The 848-nt window shown below is 64.5% G+C and carries 1 pseudogene; it reads right to left on the bottom strand.

The window, feature by feature from the left end:
* Positions 1-245: pseudogene (locus ACFXNW_RS14475) on the bottom strand (hypothetical protein); the annotation flags it as partial.
* Positions 246-848: the final 603 nt, after the last annotated feature.

The following is an 848-nucleotide window of genomic DNA, read 5'->3' on the forward strand; positions in this document are numbered from 1 at the left end:
CCGTCATTGTTGCCGAGCTTCTTCCAGAACGCTTCGATCGCGTCGGCGGTCTGCCCGTCCAGGGCGGCGAGGAGCTGGTTGACCTTGAGTTGGGCATCATCGCCGAGGTCGTCGAGGGTGGTGCCGGCGGTGTTGTAGGCGTCGGCCATCCGCCGCATCGCCGTCTCGTCGCCCTCGGGCCAATCACCCGCACCGACGACATACTTCGCGGCCCACTGCAATGCCTCGGGAATCTCGATACCCACCCCAGAACCCCTTACTCCGCCGACTGAGCCCAGAACTTACCTACGCAGACATGGACGCGCCGGACCCGGCGTTGGTTCCATCCGAATTCGTCGAGTGTCGACAGAGTGCAGTCGGGCAAACCCGGCACGAGAGTAGGTTCTCGGCCTTCGGCGGTGCCGATGATGCCGACGGTGGGCCGCGCCCGACCCACGCCCAAGACCCACCTCACACCCAGAGCCGACCCCGATCGGTTGTCACACCGCTCACGCTGAAACTATGGTCGCGGTGAGTGGCCCGGAAACGCCCGGCAACCCGGCCCCGCCCTGTCGCCAGCGACGATGCGCTGACGCTATGGGCGTTGGTTGGTTCCCTGCCCAGGGCGACGGTAGATTGATTCGGTGATCAGCAGCGAAGTTCGCGGATGTGCCGCGTGGGCGACCTCGGGTCCGGTCGTGCCCATGTAACAACAGCGGCCCGGCGGACAGATAGTGCCAATGAACATTTTTGCCTGATTGATACGAGAACTGAACCCGCAGATGTGGACGCCACGCTTGGATAGGTGAGCGTCCTGTCCGGGTGTCGTCGGGGAGCGCTTGCGTGGTGTTCCGGAAGCGAGGTTACGG

Source organism: Nocardia sp. NPDC059180, assembly GCF_042754945.1.
Classification (GTDB): Bacteria; Actinomycetota; Actinomycetes; order Mycobacteriales; family Mycobacteriaceae; genus Nocardia.